Genomic DNA, 21551 nt, shown 5'->3' with positions numbered 1-21551 from the left:
GCGCGGACACGCCCTCGCGCCGAGGCCTGACCACCCGGCACACTGGTCCGGTGGTCCCGAGCTGTGGAAGTGGTCCGCCTGCTATTAGCCTTTGCTTGGGGCACCACCCATAACATCTGAATTACCTACGTGCTACCGGACCGAAATCGGAAGAGGCGAACTGCCAAGTGGCCACCGAGCCATCAGACACCAATCCCCTAGCAGCCTTCGGTGCGAACGAATGGCTGGTCGACGAGCTGTACGAGAAGTACCTGCAGGACCCGAAATCGGTGGATCCGGCGTGGTTGGACTTCTTCAAGACGTACAAGCCCGGTGACGTGACTCCAGGTAGCCCGGGTGACAGTTCCCCGGCCGACGTCCCCCGGCCGGACGCGGTGTCCGACAACAAGACCCCCGAGGCGCCGAGCCGCGGCAGCGCGCCGTCCGTGCCCGCCCCGAACGCTCCGGCCGCCGCGACGCCGGCCCCGGCCACGCAGACCCCTGCAGCGCCGGCTCCTGGGCAGCCGCCCGCACCGGCCGCCAAGCCGGCCGCCCCGACCGGAGGCACGGTGAACCAGCCGCCCAGCGCCAAGCCCAAGCCCGCCGCGGCGGCCACTCCGGCCCCGGCGGCGACCGAGGCCGAGCGGCTGATCCTGCGCGGCGCCCCGGCCCGGACCGCGCAGAACATGGCGACCAGCCTCACGGTCCCCACCGCGACCAGCGTCCGCCAGGTGCCGGTCAAGCTGCTGATCGACAACCGCATCGTCATCAACAACCACCTGAAGCGTGCCCGCGGCGGCAAGATCTCCTTCACGCACCTGATCGGCTGGGCGCTGGTCAAGGCGCTGAAGACGCTGCCGGAGATGAACGCGTCGTACGACGAGACCGACGGCAAGCCGACCCACGTGCAGCCGGCGCACATCAACCTCGGCCTGGCCATCGACATGCAGAAGCCGGACGGCACCCGGCAGCTGCTGGTGCCGTCGATCAAGTCCGCCGAGACGATGAACTTCGCCGACTTCTGGATGGCGTACGAGGACATCGTCCGCCGGGCGCGGGACAACAAGCTGGCGCTGCCGGACTTCCAGGGCACCACGATCAGCCTGACCAACCCGGGCACCATCGGCACCCAGCACTCGGTGCCGCGGCTGATGACCGGCCAGGGCTGCATCATCGGCGTCGGCGCGATGGAGTACCCGCCGGAGTACCAGGGCGCGGCCGACGAGACGATGGCCAAGCTCGCGGTCAGCAAGGTGATGACGCTCACCTCGACGTACGACCACCGGATCATCCAGGGCGCCCAGTCGGGTGAGTTCCTGCGACGGATCCACCAGCTGCTGCTCGGCGGCGACGGGTTCTACGACGAGATCTTCCAGAGCCTGCGGATTCCGTACGAGCCGATCCGCTGGGCCGCCGACCTCCCGCACAGCCACGAGGAGGACATCAGCAAGCAGGCCCGGATCCTGGAGCTGATCCACGCCTTCCGGGTCCGCGGTCACATCATGGCCGACACCGACCCGCTGGAGTACAAGCAGCGCAGCCACCCGGACCTGGACGTCGCCACCCACGGCCTGACGCTCTGGGACCTGGACCGCGAGTTCGCCACCGGTTCGTTCGGCGGCGGCGACCGGCGGTTCATGAAGCTGCGCGAGATCCTCGGCATCCTGCGCGACTCGTACTGCCGGACCACCGGTATCGAGTACATGCACATCCAGGACCCGGAGCAGCGCAAGTGGCTGCAGGAGCGGATCGAGCGGCCGCACACCAAGCCGCCGCGCGAGGAGCAGCTGCGGATCCTGGCCAAGCTGAACGAGGCGGAGGCGTTCGAGACCTTCCTGCAGACCAAGTACGTCGGTCAGCGCCGGTTCTCGCTGGAAGGCGCGGAGACCACCATCCCGCTGCTCGACGAGCTCTGCGAGGAAGCGGCCGGCGCCGGGCTGGACGAGGTCGCGATCGGGATGGCGCACCGCGGCCGGCTGAACGTGCTGGCGAACATCGTCGGCAAGTCGTACGGCCAGATCTTCCGCGAGTTCGAGGGCAACATCGACCCGCGGACCGTGCAGGGCTCCGGTGACGTCAAGTACCACCTGGGCGCGGAGGGCGAGTTCGTCTCCGAGTTCGGCGACAAGATCAAGGTGTCAGTGGCGGCGAACCCGTCCCACCTGGAGACCGTCGACCCGGTGCTCGAGGGCATCGTCCGGGCCAAGCAGGACATCCTGGACCGCGGGCCCGCGTTCCCGGTGCTGCCGGTGCTGGTGCACGGCGACGCCGCGTTCGCCGGCCAGGGCGTGGTCGCGGAGACGCTGAACCTCTCCCAGCTGCGCGGGTACCGGACCGGCGGCACGATCCACGTGATCGTGAACAACCAGGTCGGCTTCACCACCTCGCCGGCCTCGTCGCGGTCGTCGATGTACTCCACCGACGTCGCGCGGATGGTGCAGGCGCCGATCTTCCACGTCAACGGTGACGACCCCGAGGCCTGCATCCGGGTCGCGGACCTGGCCTTCGAGTACCGGCAGGCGTTCAACAAGGACGTCGTCATCGACCTGGTCTGCTATCGCCGCCGCGGGCACAACGAGGGCGACGACCCGAGCTTCACCCAGCCGCTGATGTACGACCTGATCGAGCAGAAGCGCTCGGTCCGGAAGCTGTACACCGAGGCGCTGATCGGCCGTGGCGACATCACGATCGAAGAGGCCGAGCAGGCGATGCAGGACTTCCAGCAGCGCCTCGAGCGGGTGTTCGCGGAGGTCCGGGACGCGAAGAACGAGCCGGACACCCCGCCGCCGTACGTGACGGCGCCGGAGTACCCGAACAAGCCCGAGGGTCCGGACGCGACTGCGATCACCCGCGAGGTGCTGAAGAAGATCGCCGACGCGTACACGACGCTGCCGGAGGGCTTCACCGTGCACCCGAAGGTGCAGCCGCAGCTGCAGCGCCGGGCGCACGCGATCACCGAAGGCCCGCTGGACTGGGCCAGCGCGGAGATCACCGCGTTCGGTTCGCTGCTGCTCGACGGGCGGCCGGTCCGGCTGGCCGGTCAGGACAGCCGCCGGGGCACCTTCGTGCAGCGGTTCGCCGCGGTCATCGACCGGGTCAACGGGCAGGACTACGTCCCGCTGCAGCACCTGGACGAGGAGAACCAGGGCAACTTCTACGTGTACGACTCGCTGCTCAGCGAGTACGCCGCGCTCGGCTTCGAGTACGGGTACTCGGTGGCGCGGCCGGACGCGCTGACCCTGTGGGAAGCGCAGTTCGGTGACTTCGTCAACGGTGCCCAGTCGGTCATCGACGAGTACATCTCGTCCGGTGAGGCGAAGTGGGGGCAGAAGTCCGGTGTCGTACTGCTGCTGCCGCACGGCTACGAGGGCCAGGGCCCGGACCACACCTCGGCCCGGATCGAGCGGTTCCTGCAGCTGTGCGCCGAGGATGCGATGACAGTCGCACAGCCGTCCACCCCGGCGTCGTACTTCCACCTGCTTCGCCGGCACACGCTCGGCGAGGAGCACGTACCGATGATCGTCTTCACGCCGAAGCAGCTGCTCCGGCGCAAGGAGGCGGTGTCGCAGCCGGAGGAGCTGACCCACGGCACCTTCCGGCCGGTGATCAGCGACGCCGAGGCGGAGGCGAACCCGGCCACCGTCGACCGGGTGATCCTGGCATCGGGGCGGATCGTGTACGACCTGCTCGCCGAGCGGAAGAAGGTCGAACCGGACAAGATCAGCACCGCGATCCTCCGGGTCGAGCAGCTGTACCCGCTGCCGCACGAGGAGATCGTGGCGGAGCTGGCGAAGTACTCGAACGCGACGGAGATCCGCTGGGTGCAGGACGAGCCGGCGAACCAGGGTCCGTGGCCGTTCATGGCGCTGAACCTGACCGAGCACCTGGGCGGCAAGCCGTTCTACCGGGTGTCCCGGCCGGCCATGTCCGCCCCGGCGGTCGGCTCGCACGGTGTGCACGGCGCCGAGCAGGCGACGCTGCTGAAGCAGGCGTTCAGCTGACGTGTACTTCACCGACCGAGGGATCGAGGAGCTCGAGAAGCGGCGCGGCGAGGAAGAGGTCTCACTGGCCTTCCTCGCCGAGCGGCTCCGCGAGTTCGTCGACCTGAACCCCGAGTTCGAGACCCCGATCGAGCGCTTCGCCACCTGGCTGGCCCGGTTGGACGACGAGGACGAGTAGCACCTCGCTGAGTACGCTGAACGAATGCCCTTCGCCACGCATCCCGTACGCCGGGTCGCTGCCGCGAAGGGCATTCGTCTGTCCGGAGGCTGGCCGTACAGCATCCCGGCGGTCAACCAGCTCCTGACCGACGGCCTGGACCTCGACCCGGGCGTCACGTTCCTGGTCGGCGAGAACGGCGCCGGCAAGTCCACGCTGGTCGAAGCCATCGCAGTCGCCTTCGGGCTGTCCCCCGAAGGCGGCTCCACCGGCGCGCGCCTCAGTACCCGAGCGACCGAGTCGTCGCTGGCCGACGATCTGTTGATCACCCGCGGCGTCGGCGCCAAGCGAGCCGGGTTCTTCCTGCGCGCCGAGACGATGCACGGCTTTTACACCTACCTGGAGCAGAACCCGAGCGAGTCCAGGCAAGATCCCGTCTTCCACGAGATGAGCCACGGCGAGAGCTTCCTGTCGCTGATCAGCGACCGCTTCACCCGGCAGGGTTTCTACTGCCTCGATGAGCCCGAGTCCGCACTGTCGTTCTCGAGCAGTCTCGCGGTTGTCGGTGTGCTCAACAGCCTTGCCGAATCGGGCTCCCAAGTACTGTGCGCCACGCACTCCCCCGTGATCGCAGCACTGCCCGGCGCCACCATCCTCGAGGTAGGCGATTGGGGCATCCGTCGTACCACCTGGGACGAGCTGAAGCTGGTCCAGAACTGGAAGGCGTACCTGCAGGCACCCGAGCGGTACCTGCGGCACGTGCTCTAGTCGGTGTGCGGCGGCCGCGTACGGCGCGGTGGATCCGGGGCCAGCGAGCCGTCCGGGGCGATGTGCTCGAAGATCTGGTCGACCAGGTTGAGGACGTGCGGGTCGTCGACCGTGTAGATGTGCCGGCGCCCTTCGCGGCGGGCGGTGATGATGCCGGCCAGGCGCAGTTTGCCCAGGTGCTGGCTGGCGGTGGCGATACTGACGCCGACACGTTCCGCCAGGGTTCCGACGTCGTACTCGCCCTGCGCGGCCAGTGACACCAGGTGCAGCCGGACCGGAGCGGAGAGCATGGCGAAGGTGCCCGCGGCGGAGTCGAGCTGCGCCTTCGTCGGTTCAGGGTTGGTCATCGCGCAGTCATTGTGACCGGTGGAACGCTCTGCGGACAGCGCGCCGGGCCGTGGTGAGCACGGTCTCACACTTTCGCAATTGCGAAAGTATCGAAATGGTGGCACGCTGGAGACATGGTCCGAGCCCTCCGCCCTGTGCTTTTGCTGCTGCTGGCGGCGATTCCCGCGGTCGTCCTCCGGTTCACCGGCACCCACCCGCCGGCGCTGGCCTCGATCGCGATCTTCGGCCTCGCCGTGGTCGCCGCGTCGTTCGTGCTCGCCTGGGCCGCGGAGGCGGCGGAGATGGACATCTCCGGCGGGCTGGCGATCGCGCTGCTGGCGGTGATCGCGGTCCTCCCGGAGTACGCGGTCGATCTGTACTTCGCGCACACCGCGGGCTCGAACCCCGACTACGTCCAGTACGCGGCCGCCAACATGACCGGTTCGAACCGGTTGCTCCTCGGCCTCGGCTGGTCCAGCGTGGTGCTGATCAGCTTGTACATCGCGTCCCGGCGCAGTGGGCGTACGGTCAAGTCGCTGGTCCTCGAGTCGGGCTACCGCCGGGAGTTGGGCTTCCTGGCCGTCGCCGGTGTGGTCGCCTTCGTGATCCCGGTGACCGGCGAGATCCACCTGGCGCTCGGCATCCTGCTGCTCGCCTTCTTCGCGTACTACCTCTTCCGCGCGGCCACCTCGGACCACGACGACGAGCCCGACCTGATCGGCCCGGCGGCAACCATCGGTGGGTTGCCGAAGCTGCAGCGCCGGATCACCGTGACCGCGATGTTCCTGGTGTCCGCCGGCGTCATCCTGGCGGCCGCGGAGCCGTTCGCCGACTCGCTTGTCCAGGGTGGTCAGGCGCTCGGGATCGACCAGTTCCTGCTGGTCCAGTGGCTGGCGCCGCTGGCCTCGGAGGCGCCGGAGTTCATCGTCGCGATCCTGTTCGCGTGGCGCGGCAAGGGCGCCGCGGCGCTCGGCCTGCTGATCTCGGCCAAGGTGAACCAGTGGACGCTGCTGATCGGCAGCCTCCCGATCGCGTACGGCATCGGTGGCGGCGGTCCGGCCCTGCACCTGGACGGCCGGCAGATCGAGGAGTTCCTGCTCACCGCCACCCAGACCCTGCTCGGGATCGCGATCCTGCTCAACCTGCGCTTCCCGCGCTGGGCGGCGTGGACCTTGCTCGGCCTGTTCGCGATCCAGTTCGCCGTACCGGGTCAGACCGGGCGGTACGTGATCAGCGTGATCTACCTGCTACTCGCGCTCGGCGCCGCGTTCCACAACCGCAAACAGCTGATCCCGACAATCACGGCCCCCTTCCGCCGTTCGCCCCAACCACTCACCGCCCCAGCCGAAGAGCCGGTCAAGGTCTGATCTCCGGAACAAATCCTGCAACTACTGCCAGATTTGTTCCGAAGATCTCACGTCAAGTCAGCCTGTGGGACCCAGCGACCAGCCCTTGTAGGTCCGCGGACCCCTCGCGGTCTGGCCGGCGGGGCTGTTCTCGTCCGGGCTGTTCGGGTACCTGCGAGTGCCGTCCGGGTTCGTCGGCAGCGGTGGGGTCTTGGCGGCCCCTTCCGACAGCTCTTTGGCCAGCCGGGCTGCTGCCTCCTCCGGCTCCGGGCGGGTACTACTGCTCTCGTCGGCCACTGCGCTCCTCACACGAATTCACGGTATTTCGGCGCGCAACGTATCAGACCGGCGGGGTCGGCTAGCTTGCTTGTTGTTCTTCGAGGCGGGGGCGGCGTTCTTGGGGGCCGGGGCGGCCGCGGCGGCGGCCGGAGAGGAACTTCTCGCCGGCGGCGGTGCCGGTGAACTTGGTTCGCCGGGCCCACTCGCGGCACTGGTCGATCACCGGGCAGGAGGTCAGGCAGACGGCCTGCGCCTTGCGCTGCTCCCAGTGACTGGCCGTCTCGTCGTACGACGGCGCCTGTCCGATGCACGCGGCGTTCGTCATCCAGCGGTCGGCTGGGTCGACGATCACCGTCAAAATAGGCCTCATGGGCTCGCTCCCTCATCGATCGGGCGGATCGGTAGGAACAGGGTGTACCCGGCGCGTTGCCCCGCTGCGACATCCATGTTTCAGCCGTGAAACGTCAGCGCCGGACCAGCCGGATCTCGCCGAGGTCGAAGTAGTCGTCGTGATGCGTCGCCCCATCCGGTACGAACCCGTGCCGGCGATAGAACTCGAGCGCCCTTTCGTTGCCCTCGAACACCCACAGGTACGCGGCCTGCTTGCCAACGGCAACGTCCAGCAACCGCCCACCCAACCCGGTCTTCCAGAACGCCCGCCGGGTGTAGATCGCCTCCAGCTCGAACGGCACCGGCGAGTCCTCGTCCCGCCCCGGCCCGATCCCGGCGAACCCCGCGACCCGGTCCTCGATCGGCGCGTCCGGGTCCGGGTTCAGCGCGATCCAGCGTGTACGCCCGGGGCCGAGCGGGGTCGACCAGCGTTCGATCCGGCGCCCGATGTCGTCCGCTCGAGCAGCAGGTCGTCCGGGGCGAGGCCGGCGTACGCCTCGCGCCAGGAGAGGAGGTGGCACCACGCGCCGGCCTCGGCATCGGACGGCGAGAACGGCCTGATCTCGGGCTGCATTCAGACAGTAAAGACGATCTTTCCGAAGACGTCGCCGGAGTTCATCCGGGCGAAACCGTCGCGCGCGTCGGCCAGCGGCAGTACGGAGTCGATGTGCGGCGTGATACCGGCGTTCGCCATGAACTGGACCAGTTCCGCGAGCTCGGCGCGGGTACCCATCGTCGAGCCCTGCACGCGGAGTTGCAGGAAGAAGATCCGGTTCAGCTCGGCGGACTTCGGTGCCTGACCGCTGGTCGCGCCGGAGATCACCAGCGTGCCGCCCTGCTTCAGCGACTTCAGCGAATGCGACCAAGTAGCCTGCCCGACGGTTTCCATTACCGCATCGACCCGCTCCGGCAACCGCGCCCCGGACTCGAACGAGTCGTGCGCGCCGATCTCCAGCGCCTTGGCCCGCTTCGCCTCGTCCCGGCTGGTCGCCCAGACCCGAATCCCGGCGGCGCGCGCCAGCGTGATCAGCGCAGTCGCCACGCCACCGCCCGCGCCCTGGACGAGCACGGTGTCGCCCGGCTTGAGCCCCGACTGCGTGAACAGCATCCGGTACGCCGTCAGCCACGCCGTCGGCAGGCACGCGGCCTGCTCGAAACTCAGCCCGGCCGGTTTCGGTACGACGTTCCGTGCCGGCACCGCGACCTTCTGCGCGAGCGTCCCCTGGTACCGCTCACTCAGCAACGAGCGCTTCGGATCGAGCGTCTCGTCGCCCTTCCACGACGGGTCGGAGATGACGGCGTGGACGACCACCTCGTTGCCGTCCGGATCGACTCCCGCCGCATCGCACCCGAGGATCATCGGCAAACTCTGCTCAGCCAGCCCGACGCCCTTCAGCGACCAAAGGTCGTGATGGTTCAGCGCGGTGGCGCGTACGTCGATCGTCACCCACCCGTCCGGCGCGTCGGGCTCCGGCCGCTCCCCCACCTCCAACGCGGCGATGGGGTCGTCGGCATCGAACTTGGCGGCGTAAGCAGCAAGCATGCAGACCACCTTAGGCCGTGGTCAGCTGGGATTCAGTTACCGAACTCACCACCGGCTTGGAGAGCACGCTGTCCAGCAGCCGCCGCGACTCCTCCAGCACATCGATGGAAGCGCTGATCCGGCTCCGCTCCTGGTTCAACTCGGCGATCACCATCGGGCAGGTCGGCGCGAGCTCCGAGGTCACACACGGCAACACCCGGGCGATCGTCGCCGTCGACAGCCCGGCCGCCAGCAGCGCCCGAATCCGTGCGACGACATCCACATCAGACTCGGCGTACTCGCGGTACCCGCTGGGCAGCCGCTCCGGCCGGAGCAACCCCTGCTCTTCGTAGTACCGGAGCAGGCGCTCGCTCACCCCGGTCCGGGCCACCATCGCCCGCATCCGCATCCGTCCACCTCCGCGACTTGACTCTGACACCGATGTCGGAGTTTAGCCTGCGGCGCATGACGACGATTCTTCTCGCCCACGGTGCGGGCGGCGGTATCCAGGCCAACTACGCGGCGCTGATCGAGGACCTGTCGCGCGACCACACCGTCATCGGGCTGGACCTGCCGGGCACCGGCGCGGCCCCACGCCGGTCCGAGCCATTGACGGTCGACGGGCTCGCGGACGAGCTGGTCGCGGCCGGTGCCGGGCACGACCGGTTCGCGATCGTCGGGTACTCGCTCGGTTCCGCGCTCGCGATCCGCGCCGCGGTGCGGCACCCGGACCGGGTCAGCGCACTCGTACTGACGGCGCCCTTCGCCCGGCCCACCGCACGGTTCACCCTGCTCGTAGAGCTGTGGCGTGAGCTGCTCGGCAATCCGGAGCAGCTGGCCGCTTTCGGTCACCTGCTCGGCGCCGGCGCGCCGTACCTGGACCGGTTCACCGAGCCGGAACTGGCCGCGTCCTTGGCGGCCGGCAGCTTTCCGCCCGGGACCGCCGACCACCTCGACCTGATCGACAGAGTCGACGTCCGCGCCGACCTGGCCCGGATCACCGTACCCACGCTGGTCATCTCGACCACCCACGACACCATGGTCACGCCGTACCACCACCGCGAAGTTGCGGACGGCATCGAATCCGCCGCGTACGCCGAGCTGGCGTCCGGCCATCTGCCGTTCGTGGAAGCCCCGGACGAGTGGATTCGGCTGATCCGGGGCTTCCTCGACGATCAGTCCCGGGTGACGCCCTCGGAGACCGCCGCTGCGGCGACCGCCTCCGCTACGGCGGACGCGACGCGGGGGTCGAAAGGCGACGGGATGATGTAGTCAGGGCGGAGGTCTTCGGCGGCGATCAGGCCCGCGAGGGCGTCGGCGGCGGCAAGTTTCATACCTTCGGTGATGCGGGTGGCTCCCGCGTCGAAGGCGCCGCGGAAGATGCCGGGGAAGGCCAGGACGTTGTTGATCTGGTTCGGGAAGTCGGAGCGGCCCGTGGCGACTACGGCGGCGTGGCGGTGGGCCAGGTCGGGGTGTACCTCGGGGTTGGGGTTGGCGAGCGCGAAGATGATCGCGTCGTCGGCCATCGACGCGACGGCCTCCTCGGGGACCGTACCGCCGGAGACGCCGACGAACAGGTCCGCTCCGGCGAGCGCGTCGGCCAGCCGGCCGGACAGTCCGCCGGTGTTGGTGTCGCGGGCCAGGGACAGCTTGACCGGGTTCAGGTCGGGGCGGTCCTCGTGCAGTACACCCTTGCTGTCGACAACGGCCAGGTCACCGACGCCCGCCTGCAGCAGGATGCGCGCGCACGCGACCCCGGCCGCGCCGGCACCGGAGATCACCACGCGGATGTCCTCGATCGATTTGCCCGTGACACGCAGCGCGTTCCGCAGGGCGGCGAGTACGACCACCGCCGTGCCGTGCTGGTCGTCGTGGAAGACCGGGATGTCCAGCCGCTCCTTGAGCCGGCGCTCGATCTCGAAGCAGCGCGGCGCGGAGATGTCCTCCAGGTTGATCCCGCCGAACGACGGCGCCATCCGGGCCACGGTCTCGACGAACTCGTCCACGTCGGTGCAGTCCAGCGCGATCGGCACCGAGTCGACGCCGCCGAACTCCTTGAACAGCAGGGCCTTGCCCTCCATCACCGGCAGCGACGCGACCGGGCCGATGTCGCCGAGGCCGAGCACCGCGGTGCCGTCGGTGACGACCGCGACCACGTTCGAGGTCCAGGTGTAGCGGCGGGCCAGCGCCGGCTCGGCGGCGATCGCGGTACAGACCCGCGCCACGCCCGGGGTGTACGCCTTCGACAAATCGTCGGCGTCCTGGACGTGGATCGACGAGTTGACCTCGATCTTGCCGCCGCGATGCAGTTCGAATACCGCGTCGCCGGCGTGCGGATCGGTGGGAACGACTGATTCAACGGTTTGGGCGACCATACGAGAGACCCTTCGAGGGAAAATCGAGCGGAGATGTGCGGTGGTGGGCGTTCGATGAGGGTGCGTCGAACGGCGCCGTTGCCAGGGGGTCACCCGTCCGTACGAGTAAACCACAGTGCCGACTGGTCTGCTGTGAGGGGTCACACAGGTACTGAGGTGTGCCAGGATTCTCGGATTCACAACCCCTGTCGAGGAGAATCCGCGATGAACATCGTCCCCACTCTCCGTACGCGCCGGGCGCGGGCACTGACCGCCTCCGCCGCCGTGCTTGCGCTCAGTCTCACCGCCTGCGGTGGTGGTTCAGGCGGTGGTGGCTCCGAGGACAAGGCGAAAGCGGCCGGCATCACGCTGGTCAAGCCCGGCAAGCTGACCATCTGTACGCACCTGCCGTACAAGCCGTTCCAGTACAAGGACGGCACCAAGGTCGTCGGCTTCGACGTCGACCTGCTCGATCTGGTCGCCCAGGACCTCGGCGTCGACCAGGACGTGGTGAACATCGAGTGGTCCCAGGTCACCTCGGGCGCCGCGTTCCAGGCGAAGAAGTGCGACATGGGCATGGGCGCGATGACGATCACGCCGGAGCGCCAGGCCGCGATCAGCATCACCGCGCCGTACATGGACGCGACCCAGGTGCTGATGGCGAAGAAGGACTCCGGGATCAAGACGCTGGCCGACCTGAAGGGCAAGAAGCTCGGCGCCCAGGCGGACACCACCGGCAAGAAGTACGCCGACGCGAACGCCAAGGCGAACGGGTACACGGTGATCCCGTTCAACGACCTGGCGCTGCAGGAGAACAACGTCAAGTCCGGCCGGGTGGACGCCGCGATCAACGACAACGGCGTGCTGTACGACTTCGTCAAGGCGAACCCGGACATGGCCGTGGTGGACGAGTTCGACACCGGCGAGCAGTACGGGTTCGGCGCGCTCAAGGACGGCAGCGGCCCGAAGCTGGTGGCCAAGTTCAACGAGTTGCTGACCAAGGCCAAGTCCGACGGCAAGTACAACGAGATCTACAAGAAGTGGTTCGGGGTTGAGCCGAAGAAGTGAGTACCTCGACCGATACCACCGTTGAGCGGAAGGGGCTGAGCCCGCGGCAGCGGGCCCGGCGCTCCCGCTGGATTCAGTACGCGATCCTGATCGTGCTGGTCCTGGCCGCCGCGCTCAGTGCGAACTGGGGCCAGATCGGCAGCGTGTTCTTCAAGCCGGAGTTCATCAAGTCGACCTTCACCGACGGCGTCCTGAACGCGCTGGTGAAGACACTCGAGTACACCGCCGGCGCGTTCGTGATCGGGCTGGCCGGCGGCACGCTGCTGGCGTTGATGAAACTCAGCCAGGTCGGTCCGTACCGGTGGATCGCCACCGCGTACATCGAGTTCTTCCGCGGCCTGCCCGCGATCGTCGTCTTCATCGCGTTCAGCCTGCTGCCGCTGGCCTTCCCGGGGATGACGATTCCGTGGGATCCGTACGGCGTGGTCTGGCTGGCGCTCGGGATCGTCGCGTCGGCGTACATGGCCGAGGTGATCCGGGCCGGTATCCAGGCGGTCCCGAAGGGACAGGTCGAGGCGGCCCGGTCGCTCGGGATGCCGGCCGGGCTGGCGATGCGGAAGATCGTGCTGCCACAGGCGTTCCGGATCGTGCTGCCGCCGCTGACCAACGACCTGATCCTGCTGGTCAAGGACTCGTCGCTGGTGTTCATGATCGGCGTCGCCGCGGACGGGTACGAGCTGACCGGCTTCGGCCGGGACCTGGCGAACACGGACTCGAACCTGACTCCGATCGTGGTCTGCGGCTTCTGCTACCTGGTGATCACCCTGCCGCTGGGCATCCTGGCCCGCCGGCTCGAAGCCCGGACAGCGAGGACCCGCTGATGGCACTGGTAGAAATCAAGAACCTGCACAAGTCCTTCGGCAGCAACCACGTCCTGCGCGGGATCGACTTCACCGTCGAGCAGGGCGAGGTGGTCTGCGTGATCGGCCCGTCCGGATCGGGCAAGTCGACGCTGCTGCGCTGCGTGAACCTGCTCGAGCAGCCGCAAGAGGGTCAGGTGTTCGTCCGCGGCGAGGAGATCACCGACCCGGACTGCCATCTGGACGCGGCCCGGCAGCAGATCGGGATCGTCTTCCAGCAGTTCAACCTGTTCCCGCATTTGTCCGTACTCGGGAACTGCACGGTGGCCCAGCGCACCGTCCTGAAGCGCGGCGCCGAGGACGCGGACAGGGTCGCCCGGGCGAACCTGGAACGGGTCGGACTGAGCGACAAGATCAACGCCTTCCCGGCCCAGCTGTCCGGCGGTCAGCAGCAGCGGGTGGCGATCGCCCGCGCGCTGTCGATGGACCCGGCGCTGATGCTGTTCGACGAGCCGACGTCCGCGCTCGACCCGGAGCTCGTCGGTGACGTCCTGACGGTGATGCGCAAGCTCGCCCTGGACGGGATGACGATGCTCGTGGTCACGCACGAGATGGCCTTCGCCCGCGAGGTGGCGGACCGGGTCGTGTTCATGGACGGCGGCGTGATCGTCGAGCAGGGCCCGCCGGCGGAGGTGATCGGCGCCCCGAAGGAGGAGCGCACCCGGACGTTCCTGCGCCGTGTCCTCGACCCGACCCACGTGGAACAACCCAGCTGAAACTGTGTTGTGTCACGGAGCGGTGGCACCGAAACCGGTGCCACCGCTCAACCCACTGCGATCAAGACCAGTGCGACCACGTTCAGCGCCAGCAGGATCGACGCCACCCGATACACCGGCTTGACGAAGCGGGTGATTGCCTCGAGCAACCAGCCTGGCTCGATCGAGGTGTCCTCCGGCCCGTTCCGGGGCGGTACACCCAGGACCGCGATCGCCACCGGTACGACGAACCCGAACGCGTACGCCGCGCCGGCCCACCACGGCAGCAGTCCCAGCGCCACCAGGCTCAACGTCGCCCAGGTCGCGGCGCTGATCCGGAACGTGGTGACCATCAGCCCGGTGTCCAGACCCCAGATCAACGCGCCCCGCACCGGTCCGAACAGGTAGAACACCCGCTGCGGAGTCTGCCGTTGCAGCATCGGCGGCTTGAACCTGAACAGATCACCGTTCACCACGAAGCACGCGGTCAGCAGTACGGCGGCAACGCCCGCGCGGGCCGGCTGCCCCAGTCCGAGAACCGTGGTCAGGACGTGACCGAGCAGGAACACGACCGTCGTCGTCAGCAGCGCCGACGACAGGAAGCCGACGGCCAAGGTGGCTATCGACCAGCGCCCGGCTGGCCGGTCGTCGGACTCCGACTGGGCCACCGGCCGGAGGTAACCGACGAACGACATGCCTCAAAGACTGAACAGCTGGGCGAATCCGGCCAGTACCGGCAGGCCGAACATACCGACGACGAACAGCGGGTGGATGTTCACCGATGGCGGACCGCGAACACTTCGGGGTGGGCGTCGACGTAGTCCGGTGCCGGCGCGGACGGATAGGTCCCGTTGTTCCAGGTGGCCAGCTCCGCCGCGTCCGCGGTGGCAACGCCGCTCGCGCAACCGGACACACAGGTGTTCGGCGCCGTGGTCCAGCCGGCCGAGCAGTAGAACGGGCCTTGGCCACAGCTGCTACCACCAGTGCATTCGCCACAGGCGTACGTACGCGATCCGCTGCAACAACACCATTGCCGCATTGTGCCGCGGGTGCAGTAGTACGAGCCGGACGAGTTGATCGGGCAGTTCGGCTGACCGAAGTACAGGTTGCAGCATCGCCAGGTCGCTTGTGGCGAGGCCATTGCCTTCTGGCCGGTCTCGACCAGGCCGGCCGCTCCGGCCACGACCGCCATCCCGACCTTGCTCACCCCGCCGAGAAATCTGCGCCGCGTCGTTCCGTCGGCCGATGTCCGGCGGACACCTCTTGCTGGTTTCATACCGTTCTCCTCAACTGATGGATTTCGCCGCCCGGCGAGGCGGCAGCGTGCGGAGGTGGCGGACCGACGGCACCGTCTGCGCGGAGGTCAGCCGGCCGTCCTCGACGAACACGGCGGACGGGGTGACGTCGAGCCCGAGCCGGTTCGCGGTCAGCTCGCCGAGGTCGACGGTGATCCGGTCACCACGCAGCTCGTAGTGGTCGACGAACTCCGACGCGTCCCCGGTGACCGGGACGACGAGCAGCCAGATCCCGTCCGGCAGCCGCCCGCCGCGCAGCGTGGCGGCGAGCGTCTGACAGGTCGCGCATTTGTTGGACAGCAGCAGGATCGCGCCGGTCTCGACGTGGTCCAGTTCCTTCGGCAGCCCGACCTCGCTCGGCTTCAGGCCGGCGGCCGCCAGCTCGAGGTCGGTGACCTTGTCCTCCAGATCAAGGAACTTCCGCAGTTGCTTGACCTGCTCGAACAGTTCGATCTGGGCGCCCAGCAGGACGAACGCCATCGCGATCAGCAGGCAGACGACGATCAGCAGTACGGTGACCATCCCCATCCCCCCTCTTGTTCATCAGGTCAGTGCGACCCGGTCGGCTCGTACGTCGCGTAAGAAGGCCAGGTTGCGCAGCAGCCGGACCGCGAAGCCGACGGTCAACGCACCGGCCAGCACCCCGAGACCGCCTTGCACGTTTCCGTTCACATCAACGAGTTGCGCCACCGCGAGGGCGATCAGCCAGCCCGGCAAAGCCAGCAGCTGACGCTTGCCCAAGGTCGCTTGCCCGTCGCCGAAGCAAGCGCAGCGGACGTGCAGTTTCGCTGTCATGGCACGCAATCCGGCGAGTGCGAAGCCGATCGCGAGTAGCGCGGCTCCGACCCGCGGCCAGACGGCTCCGGCCGCAACCAGCAGGGCAGTGCCGAAGGTCAGCTCGGCGGCGATGACAAGCCAAGCGACCTGACTGGCTGTCCGGCTGGGCGCACCGAGCCGGGTGAACACCTGCGCCAGCGTCTCCGGCCGGCGGAGCTTTGCCAGGCCGGCGAACAGCAACAGACACGCGGGAATCGCCTGTGCGATCCATCCGATGAATGCCGTGCCGTCCATGGCCGCCCCCGGCTTGTCTCAGGTGGTGACTGTCCGCGCTCAATGCATTACGCGAAATGGAACGGCAGCAGCTCCTGGCATGTCAATGGTTCGCGGGGCCGCGCCCATAATGGGCAACTGATTGACCAGAATCGGGCTGGTCGCGGATCACGTGGCGGTTGTCCGGCAGCCTGCGGGTCCGGCCGATGCGGTCGAGTTGTTCGAGGATCGGAACCGCGATCCGCCGGGGTACGCCCAAGCATTCCCTTGCCTGGCTGACGGTGAAGGGCTGCGGCAGCTCACTCAGTAGCCGCGCCGCGAGCTGGTCCGCGCCGGGCAACAGCAGCACCGAGCCGTCCAGCCGCACCAACCTGCCGGCCCGGACGGCGGCCGCGATCACCTTCTCGTTCAGACCGAGCGTACGCAGCCGGCTCGCGTCCGGCGCGGCGAACGGGCTTTCGGTCAGCTCCGCGATCAATCGAGCCAACGCGGCCATCGCCGGGCTCGGTACGTCGATGTCGATCACCACCGCGCCACCCGCCAACCGCAACGGTGGCTGGATCAACGGACGGACGAGATCCGGTTCGGGCAGGTCCAGGTGCCGGGCGACGACTGCTAGCGACAAGCCCAGCTCCGGTGCATCGGACTCGGTGCGGATCAGCTCGATCGCCTTGTCTCGTAGCGTTGTCGCGTGCTCACGGCTCAGCACCCAGTCACCGGCGCGTACGGCGGAAGCGGCCGCGGGATCGACGCCGATTTGCCGGAGCAAGGATGCGGCGACGAGGGCCCGGCGGCGTACCTCCGCGGTTGGATCGACGGTGCCGTCGGCTGCGGACAACTCGACCGCTCGACGGGCAGCGGCGCCGCGGCGGCCGAGCGGTGGGGGTGCTGGGTCGACGACGATGGCGGGAAGGATCGCCCGGTTTCCTGGGTCGCGGAGGATGGCGCGATCGCCGATCCGGAGCGGTAACGCGCGGGGCAGTGCGATTCTCGCGAGGGCGGCGTTCAGCGGGCGTACGTGCACGGTTTGGGCGACTGCGCCGAGGTGCAAGGTCATCCGGTCCGGACGGCGTACGTCGCCCAAGCCCGTGACGCGGAGGTCGGCAACTGTCGTGTGGTGCCACGCGTATGGGGTGGTGAGGACGCTGCTTCGGCCCAGGGTTCGTGGGGGTTTGCTGCCGAGGTTGAGGGCGACGCGGGCGGGGCCGGTGATGGTCGTGCAGGGTTGTCCGAGCGATTCGATGCCGCGGACGCGGACGGTTTCGTCGCCCAGGGACAGGTGGTCGCCGGCGGTGATGGTGCCGGCCGGGAGGGTTCCGGTGACGATGGTGCCGGCGCCGCGGACGGTGAAGCAGCGGTCCACCCAGAGGCGTACGTCGGTGGTTGGCGTTGGTCTTGGCAACGAATTCACCATGTGCGCCAGGGCCTCGCGGAGTTCGTTGAGACCGACGCCGGTACGGGTGCTGACGGCAACTGTTCTTGCGCCTCGGAGCGAGGTTTTGTTCAGCTGAGTGATCGCGCGTTCGGTGGCCGGTCGTGGGTCCGCCAGATCGGACCGGGTCACGGCCAGTACTGCATGCCGTACACCGAAGGCATCCAACGCGGCGAGATGTTCGGTTGCCTGCGGCATCCAATCGTCATCGGCCGCTACGACGAAGAGGACCGCCGGTACTGGGCCGACGCCCGCGAGCGTGGTTTGAATGAAGCGCTCATGCCCAGGTACATCCACGAACGCGACCTGACCCGCGCCAGGCAGCTCGGTCCAGCAGTACCCGAGCTCAATCGTCAACCCCCGCCGCCGCTCCTCCGCCAGCCGATCCGGATCAGCACCCGTCAACGCCCGAACCAACGAAGACTTCCCATGATCAACATGCCCCGCAGTAGCAACAACCTGCATCACCCGCGCACCAAACCAATCAACACATCATCAGCTGTTGGTGGTAAGGCGATCAGATCCAGGAGCAGGCGGCCGTGGTGCAAGTAGCCGACGACGGCTGGTGATCCTGTTCTGAGGCGGTCGTGCAGTTCTGCAGGCAGTGAGACAGCAGCACTTGCCAGCTCGACGCCCGGGGCCCCACCACCACCGACCGCTGCAGTTGAATCGACTGCGACGGCACCGTAAACAGCAAGCTCGGATGCGATTCGCTCCGCGCGCTTCCGCAGCTCGTCCGGTCGTGAAGCCAACGCGACAGCAACCGGCGTAGGCGGACCAGTGAGCGTCGCCTCCAGTGCGGCGAGGGTCAGCTTGTCCACCCGCAGCGCCCGCGCGAACGGATGCCTCCGCAACCGCTCCACCAACTCCCTCTCCCCCAGCAGCAACCCACACTGCGGTCCCCCAAGCAACTTGTCCCCAGAAGCCGTCACCAACCCAGCCCCGGCCCGCAACACCCCACCCGCACTCGGCTCATCAGGCAACCGCGGATGCGGGGCCAACAACCCGGACCCAATGTCCACCACCACCGGAACCGGCAACCCGGACAACTGCTGCACCGATACCGCAGCCGTGAACCCCTCCACCCGGAAATTCGACGGGTGCACCTTCAACACAAACGCAGTCTCGGCATCGATCGCCCCGGCGTAGTCACTGAGCTTGACCCGATTGGTCGTCCCCACCTCGCGCAACGTCGCACCCACCGACTCCAACAGCTCCGGGATCCGAAACCCATCGCCAATCTCCACCAACTCCCCGCGCGCGATCACCACGTTCTTCCCGGCAGCCAGCACACACGTCACCAGCGCAAGCGCCGCGGCACCGTTGTTCACCACGTGTACGCCACCCGCGTCCGGTACCGCCGCCTGCAGCGCCGCCATCGTCGCGCGCCCCCGCCGACCCCGCCGCCCACTCACGAGATCAAGCTCGACATCAGTAGCCCCCGCCGCAACCCGCAACGCCTCCACAGCAGCCGCGGACAAGGGCGCCCGGCCCAGATTCGTATGCACCACCACGCCGGTCGCGTTCAGCACCGCCCGCAACGTGGTCGCGTACGCAGGCAGCCCGTCTATCACAGCCTGAGCCACGTGAGACGGATCGACCTCACCCCGCCGGCATCGATCGAGTACGTCGTCGACGCCCTGCTTCACGATGCGCTTGCCGAGCCGATCCACCGCGGCCCGCACCTCGGGATCGGCCAGCACCACGTCGGCGCGCGGCGTGGCCCGTCGCGGATCGCCCACCCCAACCACCTCCAGCAGTGCGGTTTGGCGGAGGCGGACGGGAATCGAACCCGCCTGGCCGAGCTGCTCGGCCACGTCGGTGTTGAAGACCGCGCCCGTCACCAGACGAGGTACGCCTCCGCTCGTCACCCTAGAGATCGCGGCCACCCGGGCGTACGAGTCCGGCGTGTCGCCGAGTCGTCACGCGCGGTGCCCTACCGTGAATTCATGGTCACCGCCGCGCCGCCCCGGCTCACCCAGTACGCCGCCGGTGGCGGTTGCGCCTGCAAGGTCCCACCGGGCGAACTCGAACGCGTACTCGCCGGCACCGGAACCGCCCGCGCGAACGGCGAACTGCTCGTCGGCGTGGAGAACGGCGACGATGCGGCAGCGGTCCGGATCGACGGCACGCGAGCGATGATCGCGACCGCCGACTTCTTCACCCCGGTCGTCGACGACGCGTACGACTGGGGCCGGATCGCGGCCACCAACGCGCTCTCCGACGTGTACGCGATGGGCGGCGAACCGGTCGTCGCGGTCAACTTGCTGGCCTGGCCGCGGGACAAGATCCCGTTCGAGCTGGCCGCCGAGGTGATGCGCGGTGGCGCCGACGTGTGTTCGGCCGCGAACACGCATCTGGCCGGCGGCCACAGCATCGACGATCCGGAACCCAAGTACGGTCTCGCCGTCACCGGGATCGCCGATCCGGAACGCCTGCTGCGCAACGACGCCGGCCGGCCAGGCGTCCCGTTGACCTTGACGAAGCCGCTCGGCCTCGGCGTACTCAACAACCGGCACAAGGCCACCGGGCAGGTGTTCCCGCAGGCAGTACGGACGATGACCACCCTGAACCGGGACGCGTCGCGCGCGGCGCTGGCGGCAGGCTCGGTCTGCGCGACGGACATCACCGGCTTCGGGTTGCTCGGCCACCTGCTCAAGCTGGTCCGCGCGAGCGGCGTGACCGCGATCATCGAGGCCTCCGCCGTGCCGTACCTGGAGGACGTCCGCGCCTCGCTCGCCGCGGGCTACGTACCGGGCGGCAGCCGGCGCAATCTCGAGTGGGTCCGGGACTCAGTTGACGCTCAGGTGGATGAAGCCGAGCTCCTGCTGCTCGCCGACGCGCAGACCTCCGGCGGCCTGCTGATCGCGGGCGAAATACCCGGGCATCCGGTCATCGGAGAGCTGATCGCGCCGGGAGCCGCGCCGATTCAGGTGGTCTGAAGTCACGCTCTGTGCCCAAGTGATCGACGCTACGCAGCGTTCACGCCGTCACACTACGAATCGGTCTCCATTACGGGCCAATGCATGCGCCCCGGGCAGGGTGCTGTGTCAAGATGCGGACACATGGCGCCGGGTCGGCCGGTGCCCGGGTTTGGAGGACTGGATGTCTGTCCTGCGGAGGACGCTGGCGCTGTCCGGTGTCTTGGTTCTCGCGGCCGCCGGGTGCGGTTCGAACTCCCTCGAGAACGGCGGGTCCAGCTCGCCGTCGAGCGGCCCGTCCAGCGCTCCGTCGAGTGGCCCGGCCAGTGCGGACGCCGAACTGGCCGCCGCGCTGCCGGCCAAGATCAAGGCCGCCGGGAAGATCGTCGTCGGCACCGACGCGACCTACCGGCCGAACGAGTTCCTGCAGGGCGGCAAGACCGTCGTCGGGATGGACGTGGACCTGTTCAACGCGGTCGCGCAGAAGTTCGGCGTCACGGTCGAGTGGCAGCCGGCCACCTTCAACACCATCATCACCGGTGTCCAGGGTGGCAAGTACGACGTCGGCGTCTCGTCGTTCACGATCAACGCCGAGCGCAAGAAGCAGGTCAACATGGTCAGCTACTTCAGCGCCGGCACGCTCTGGGCGACCGCGAAGGGCAACCCGAAGGGCGTCAAGGCCGATCAGGCCTGCGGCAAGACCGTCAGCGTCCAGACGGGTACGACGCAGCAGCTGGACGATCTCCCGATCCGGCAGAAGAAGTGCAAGGACGCCGGCCAGCCGCCGATCAAGGAGCTGCCGCGGGACAAGCAGGACCAGGCGACCGCTGACCTGGTCTCCGGCAAGTCGGACGCGATGCTGGCCGACTCCCCGGTCGTACTGGACGCGATCAAGCAGACCAACGGCCAGCTCGAGCAGCTCGGTGAGATCTACGACGCCGCGCCGTACGGCTATGTGATCCCGAAGGCGGACACCCAGTTCGCGCAGGCGGTGACGAAGGCGCTGCAGGAGCTGAACGCCGACGGCACCTACAAGTCGATCCTGCAGAAGTGGAACAACGACTCCGGTGCGATCACCGACTACGCCGTCAACCCGTGAGCTGAAGC

At 68.3% G+C, this 21551-nt stretch carries 23 protein-coding genes and 1 tRNA gene; 10 read left to right on the top strand and 14 right to left on the bottom strand.

What is annotated here, in order from left to right; genetic code table 11:
* The first annotated feature begins 167 nt into the window (after positions 1–167).
* The 3 genes from ABD260_RS23895 to ABD260_RS23885 are packed head-to-tail and all read left to right on the top strand — an operon-like array spanning position 168 to position 4905.
* Complete coding sequence (locus tag ABD260_RS23895; RefSeq protein WP_344236509.1) at positions 168–3980, top strand: multifunctional oxoglutarate decarboxylase/oxoglutarate dehydrogenase thiamine pyrophosphate-binding subunit/dihydrolipoyllysine-residue succinyltransferase subunit; 3813 nt, start codon at positions 168–170, stop codon at positions 3978–3980.
* Between the two features lies 1 nt (position 3981).
* Complete coding sequence (locus tag ABD260_RS23890) at positions 3982–4158, top strand: DUF6104 family protein (RefSeq protein WP_344236507.1); 177 nt, start codon at positions 3982–3984, stop codon at positions 4156–4158.
* Positions 4159–4182: 24 nt separating this feature from the next.
* Positions 4183–4905 carry an AAA family ATPase gene (locus ABD260_RS23885; RefSeq protein WP_344236505.1) on the top strand — a complete coding sequence of 241 codons (723 nt, stop codon included), beginning with the start codon at positions 4183–4185 and terminating at the stop codon, positions 4903–4905.
* Here the strand turns inward: ABD260_RS23885 and ABD260_RS23880 are convergent.
* Positions 4902–5252 carry an ArsR/SmtB family transcription factor gene (locus ABD260_RS23880; RefSeq protein ID WP_134109011.1) on the bottom strand — a complete coding sequence of 117 codons (351 nt, stop codon included), beginning with the start codon at positions 5250–5252 and terminating at the stop codon, positions 4902–4904. The genes ABD260_RS23885 and ABD260_RS23880 overlap by 4 nt on opposite strands.
* Before the next feature lie 114 nt (positions 5253–5366).
* Between ABD260_RS23880 and ABD260_RS23875 the strand changes: the two genes are divergently transcribed.
* Positions 5367–6599, top strand: a complete 1233-nt coding sequence (locus ABD260_RS23875) for a sodium:proton exchanger (protein WP_344236501.1) — start codon at positions 5367–5369, stop codon at positions 6597–6599.
* Between the two features lie 57 nt (positions 6600–6656).
* On the opposite strand, the gene ABD260_RS23870 is transcribed toward ABD260_RS23875, so the two are convergent.
* From ABD260_RS23870 to ABD260_RS23850, 5 genes are all read right to left on the bottom strand, one after another.
* A complete protein-coding gene (locus ABD260_RS23870) occupies positions 6657–6887 on the bottom strand; it encodes a hypothetical protein (RefSeq protein WP_344236499.1) in 231 nt (76 codons plus the stop codon).
* Positions 6888–6936: 49 nt separating this feature from the next.
* Positions 6937–7227 carry a WhiB family transcriptional regulator gene (locus ABD260_RS23865; RefSeq protein ID WP_344236497.1) on the bottom strand — a complete coding sequence of 97 codons (291 nt, stop codon included), beginning with the start codon at positions 7225–7227 and terminating at the stop codon, positions 6937–6939.
* Positions 7228–7321: 94 nt separating this feature from the next.
* Complete coding sequence (locus ABD260_RS23860) at positions 7322–7771, bottom strand: GNAT family N-acetyltransferase (RefSeq protein ID WP_344236495.1); 450 nt, start codon at positions 7769–7771, stop codon at positions 7322–7324.
* A gap of 50 nt (positions 7772–7821) precedes the next feature.
* The gene (locus ABD260_RS23855) at positions 7822–8790 is read right to left on the bottom strand and encodes a zinc-binding dehydrogenase (protein WP_344236493.1); all 969 of its coding nucleotides are present in this window, start codon (positions 8788–8790) and stop codon (positions 7822–7824) included.
* Positions 8791–8800: 10 nt separating this feature from the next.
* Positions 8801–9178 carry a MerR family transcriptional regulator gene (locus tag ABD260_RS23850; RefSeq protein WP_344236491.1) on the bottom strand — a complete coding sequence of 126 codons (378 nt, stop codon included), beginning with the start codon at positions 9176–9178 and terminating at the stop codon, positions 8801–8803.
* Positions 9179–9234: 56 nt separating this feature from the next.
* Between ABD260_RS23850 and ABD260_RS23845 the strand changes: the two genes are divergently transcribed.
* Positions 9235–10041: an alpha/beta fold hydrolase gene (locus ABD260_RS23845; RefSeq protein ID WP_344236489.1), complete on the top strand. Its 807-nt coding sequence runs from the start codon at positions 9235–9237 to the stop codon at positions 10039–10041.
* On the opposite strand, the gene ABD260_RS23840 is transcribed toward ABD260_RS23845, so the two are convergent.
* Entirely contained in the window at positions 9945–11144 is a 1200-nt protein-coding gene (locus tag ABD260_RS23840; RefSeq protein WP_344236487.1) for an NAD(P)-dependent malic enzyme, read from the bottom strand. The two genes, ABD260_RS23845 and ABD260_RS23840, sit on opposite strands and share 97 nt — an antisense overlap.
* A gap of 204 nt (positions 11145–11348) precedes the next feature.
* On the opposite strand from ABD260_RS23840, the gene ABD260_RS23835 reads away from it, so the two are divergent.
* The 3 genes from ABD260_RS23835 to ABD260_RS23825 are packed head-to-tail and all read left to right on the top strand — an operon-like array spanning position 11349 to position 13767.
* The gene (locus ABD260_RS23835) at positions 11349–12191 is read left to right on the top strand and encodes an ABC transporter substrate-binding protein (RefSeq protein ID WP_344236485.1); all 843 of its coding nucleotides are present in this window, start codon (positions 11349–11351) and stop codon (positions 12189–12191) included.
* The gene (locus ABD260_RS23830) at positions 12188–13012 is read left to right on the top strand and encodes an amino acid ABC transporter permease (protein WP_344236483.1); all 825 of its coding nucleotides are present in this window, start codon (positions 12188–12190) and stop codon (positions 13010–13012) included. Before ABD260_RS23835 ends, ABD260_RS23830 begins: the two co-directional genes overlap by 4 nt.
* Positions 13012–13767, top strand: coding sequence for an amino acid ABC transporter ATP-binding protein (locus tag ABD260_RS23825; protein ID WP_344236481.1), 756 nt, complete (start codon positions 13012–13014; stop codon positions 13765–13767). The genes ABD260_RS23830 and ABD260_RS23825 overlap by 1 nt, the downstream gene beginning before the upstream one ends.
* Before the next feature lie 47 nt (positions 13768–13814).
* Here the strand turns inward: ABD260_RS23825 and ABD260_RS23820 are convergent, their stop codons facing one another.
* From ABD260_RS23820 to ABD260_RS23790, 7 genes are all read right to left on the bottom strand, one after another.
* Positions 13815–14441, bottom strand: coding sequence for a hypothetical protein (locus tag ABD260_RS23820; RefSeq protein WP_344236479.1), 627 nt, complete (start codon positions 14439–14441; stop codon positions 13815–13817).
* An 80-nt stretch (positions 14442–14521) separates the two neighbouring features.
* Positions 14522–15022 (bottom strand): twin-arginine translocation signal domain-containing protein, encoded by a 501-nt coding sequence (locus ABD260_RS23815; protein WP_344236477.1) that lies wholly within the window; start codon positions 15020–15022, stop codon positions 14522–14524.
* 10 nt (positions 15023–15032) lie between these two features.
* Positions 15033–15569: a hypothetical protein gene (locus tag ABD260_RS23810; protein ID WP_344236475.1), complete on the bottom strand. Its 537-nt coding sequence runs from the start codon at positions 15567–15569 to the stop codon at positions 15033–15035.
* A 15-nt stretch (positions 15570–15584) separates the two neighbouring features.
* Positions 15585–16112 (bottom strand): MauE/DoxX family redox-associated membrane protein, encoded by a 528-nt coding sequence (locus ABD260_RS23805; protein WP_344236473.1) that lies wholly within the window; start codon positions 16110–16112, stop codon positions 15585–15587.
* A gap of 82 nt (positions 16113–16194) precedes the next feature.
* On the bottom strand, positions 16195–17988 hold the full coding sequence (selB, locus tag ABD260_RS23800) for a selenocysteine-specific translation elongation factor (RefSeq protein WP_344236739.1): 1794 nt from the start codon (positions 17986–17988) through the stop codon (positions 16195–16197).
* Complete coding sequence (selA, locus tag ABD260_RS23795) at positions 17988–19265, bottom strand: L-seryl-tRNA(Sec) selenium transferase (protein WP_344236471.1); 1278 nt, start codon at positions 19263–19265, stop codon at positions 17988–17990. The genes selB and selA overlap by 1 nt, the downstream gene beginning before the upstream one ends.
* Positions 19266–19290: 25 nt before the next feature.
* Positions 19291–19385 (bottom strand) — tRNA-Sec (locus ABD260_RS23790).
* Positions 19386–19472: 87 nt separating this feature from the next.
* Here ABD260_RS23790 and selD point away from each other — a divergent pair.
* Entirely contained in the window at positions 19473–20465 is a 993-nt protein-coding gene (selD, locus tag ABD260_RS23785; RefSeq protein ID WP_344236469.1) for a selenide, water dikinase SelD, read from the top strand.
* A gap of 163 nt (positions 20466–20628) precedes the next feature.
* On the top strand, positions 20629–21543 hold the full coding sequence (locus ABD260_RS23780) for an ABC transporter substrate-binding protein (RefSeq protein WP_344236467.1): 915 nt from the start codon (positions 20629–20631) through the stop codon (positions 21541–21543).
* Positions 21544–21551 lie beyond the last annotated feature (8 nt).

The sequence above is a fragment of the Kribbella hippodromi genome, from assembly GCF_039531045.1.
Taxonomy (GTDB): domain Bacteria; phylum Actinomycetota; class Actinomycetes; order Propionibacteriales; family Kribbellaceae; genus Kribbella; species Kribbella hippodromi.
This window is presented reverse-complemented; position numbering and strand designations above follow the sequence as displayed.

What these genes read in the sequence shown, in the direction of transcription:
- ABD260_RS23880 (WP_134109011.1), bottom strand. Translation starts at nt 5,252, where the DNA reads ATGACCAACCCTGAACCGACGAAGGCGCAGCTCGACTCCGCCGCGGGC.
- selB (WP_344236739.1), bottom strand. Translation starts at nt 17,988, where the DNA reads ATGCAGGTTGTTGCTACTGCGGGGCATGTTGATCATGGGAAGTCTTCG.
- ABD260_RS23875 (WP_344236501.1), top strand. Translation starts at nt 5,367, where the DNA reads ATGGTCCGAGCCCTCCGCCCTGTGCTTTTGCTGCTGCTGGCGGCGATT.
- selD (WP_344236469.1), top strand. Translation starts at nt 19,473, where the DNA reads ATGGTCACCGCCGCGCCGCCCCGGCTCACCCAGTACGCCGCCGGTGGC.
- ABD260_RS23820 (WP_344236479.1), bottom strand. Translation starts at nt 14,441, where the DNA reads ATGTCGTTCGTCGGTTACCTCCGGCCGGTGGCCCAGTCGGAGTCCGAC.
- ABD260_RS23805 (WP_344236473.1), bottom strand. Translation starts at nt 16,112, where the DNA reads ATGGACGGCACGGCATTCATCGGATGGATCGCACAGGCGATTCCCGCG.
- ABD260_RS23810 (WP_344236475.1), bottom strand. Translation starts at nt 15,569, where the DNA reads ATGGGGATGGTCACCGTACTGCTGATCGTCGTCTGCCTGCTGATCGCG.
- ABD260_RS23865 (WP_344236497.1), bottom strand. Translation starts at nt 7,227, where the DNA reads ATGAGGCCTATTTTGACGGTGATCGTCGACCCAGCCGACCGCTGGATG.
- ABD260_RS23815 (WP_344236477.1), bottom strand. Translation starts at nt 15,022, where the DNA reads ATGAAACCAGCAAGAGGTGTCCGCCGGACATCGGCCGACGGAACGACG.
- ABD260_RS23835 (WP_344236485.1), top strand. Translation starts at nt 11,349, where the DNA reads ATGAACATCGTCCCCACTCTCCGTACGCGCCGGGCGCGGGCACTGACC.
- ABD260_RS23885 (WP_344236505.1), top strand. Translation starts at nt 4,183, where the DNA reads ATGCCCTTCGCCACGCATCCCGTACGCCGGGTCGCTGCCGCGAAGGGC.
- ABD260_RS23855 (WP_344236493.1), bottom strand. Translation starts at nt 8,790, where the DNA reads ATGCTTGCTGCTTACGCCGCCAAGTTCGATGCCGACGACCCCATCGCC.
- ABD260_RS23780 (WP_344236467.1), top strand. Translation starts at nt 20,629, where the DNA reads ATGTCTGTCCTGCGGAGGACGCTGGCGCTGTCCGGTGTCTTGGTTCTC.
- ABD260_RS23850 (WP_344236491.1), bottom strand. Translation starts at nt 9,178, where the DNA reads ATGCGGATGCGGGCGATGGTGGCCCGGACCGGGGTGAGCGAGCGCCTG.
- ABD260_RS23840 (WP_344236487.1), bottom strand. Translation starts at nt 11,144, where the DNA reads ATGGTCGCCCAAACCGTTGAATCAGTCGTTCCCACCGATCCGCACGCC.
- ABD260_RS23825 (WP_344236481.1), top strand. Translation starts at nt 13,012, where the DNA reads ATGGCACTGGTAGAAATCAAGAACCTGCACAAGTCCTTCGGCAGCAAC.
- ABD260_RS23845 (WP_344236489.1), top strand. Translation starts at nt 9,235, where the DNA reads ATGACGACGATTCTTCTCGCCCACGGTGCGGGCGGCGGTATCCAGGCC.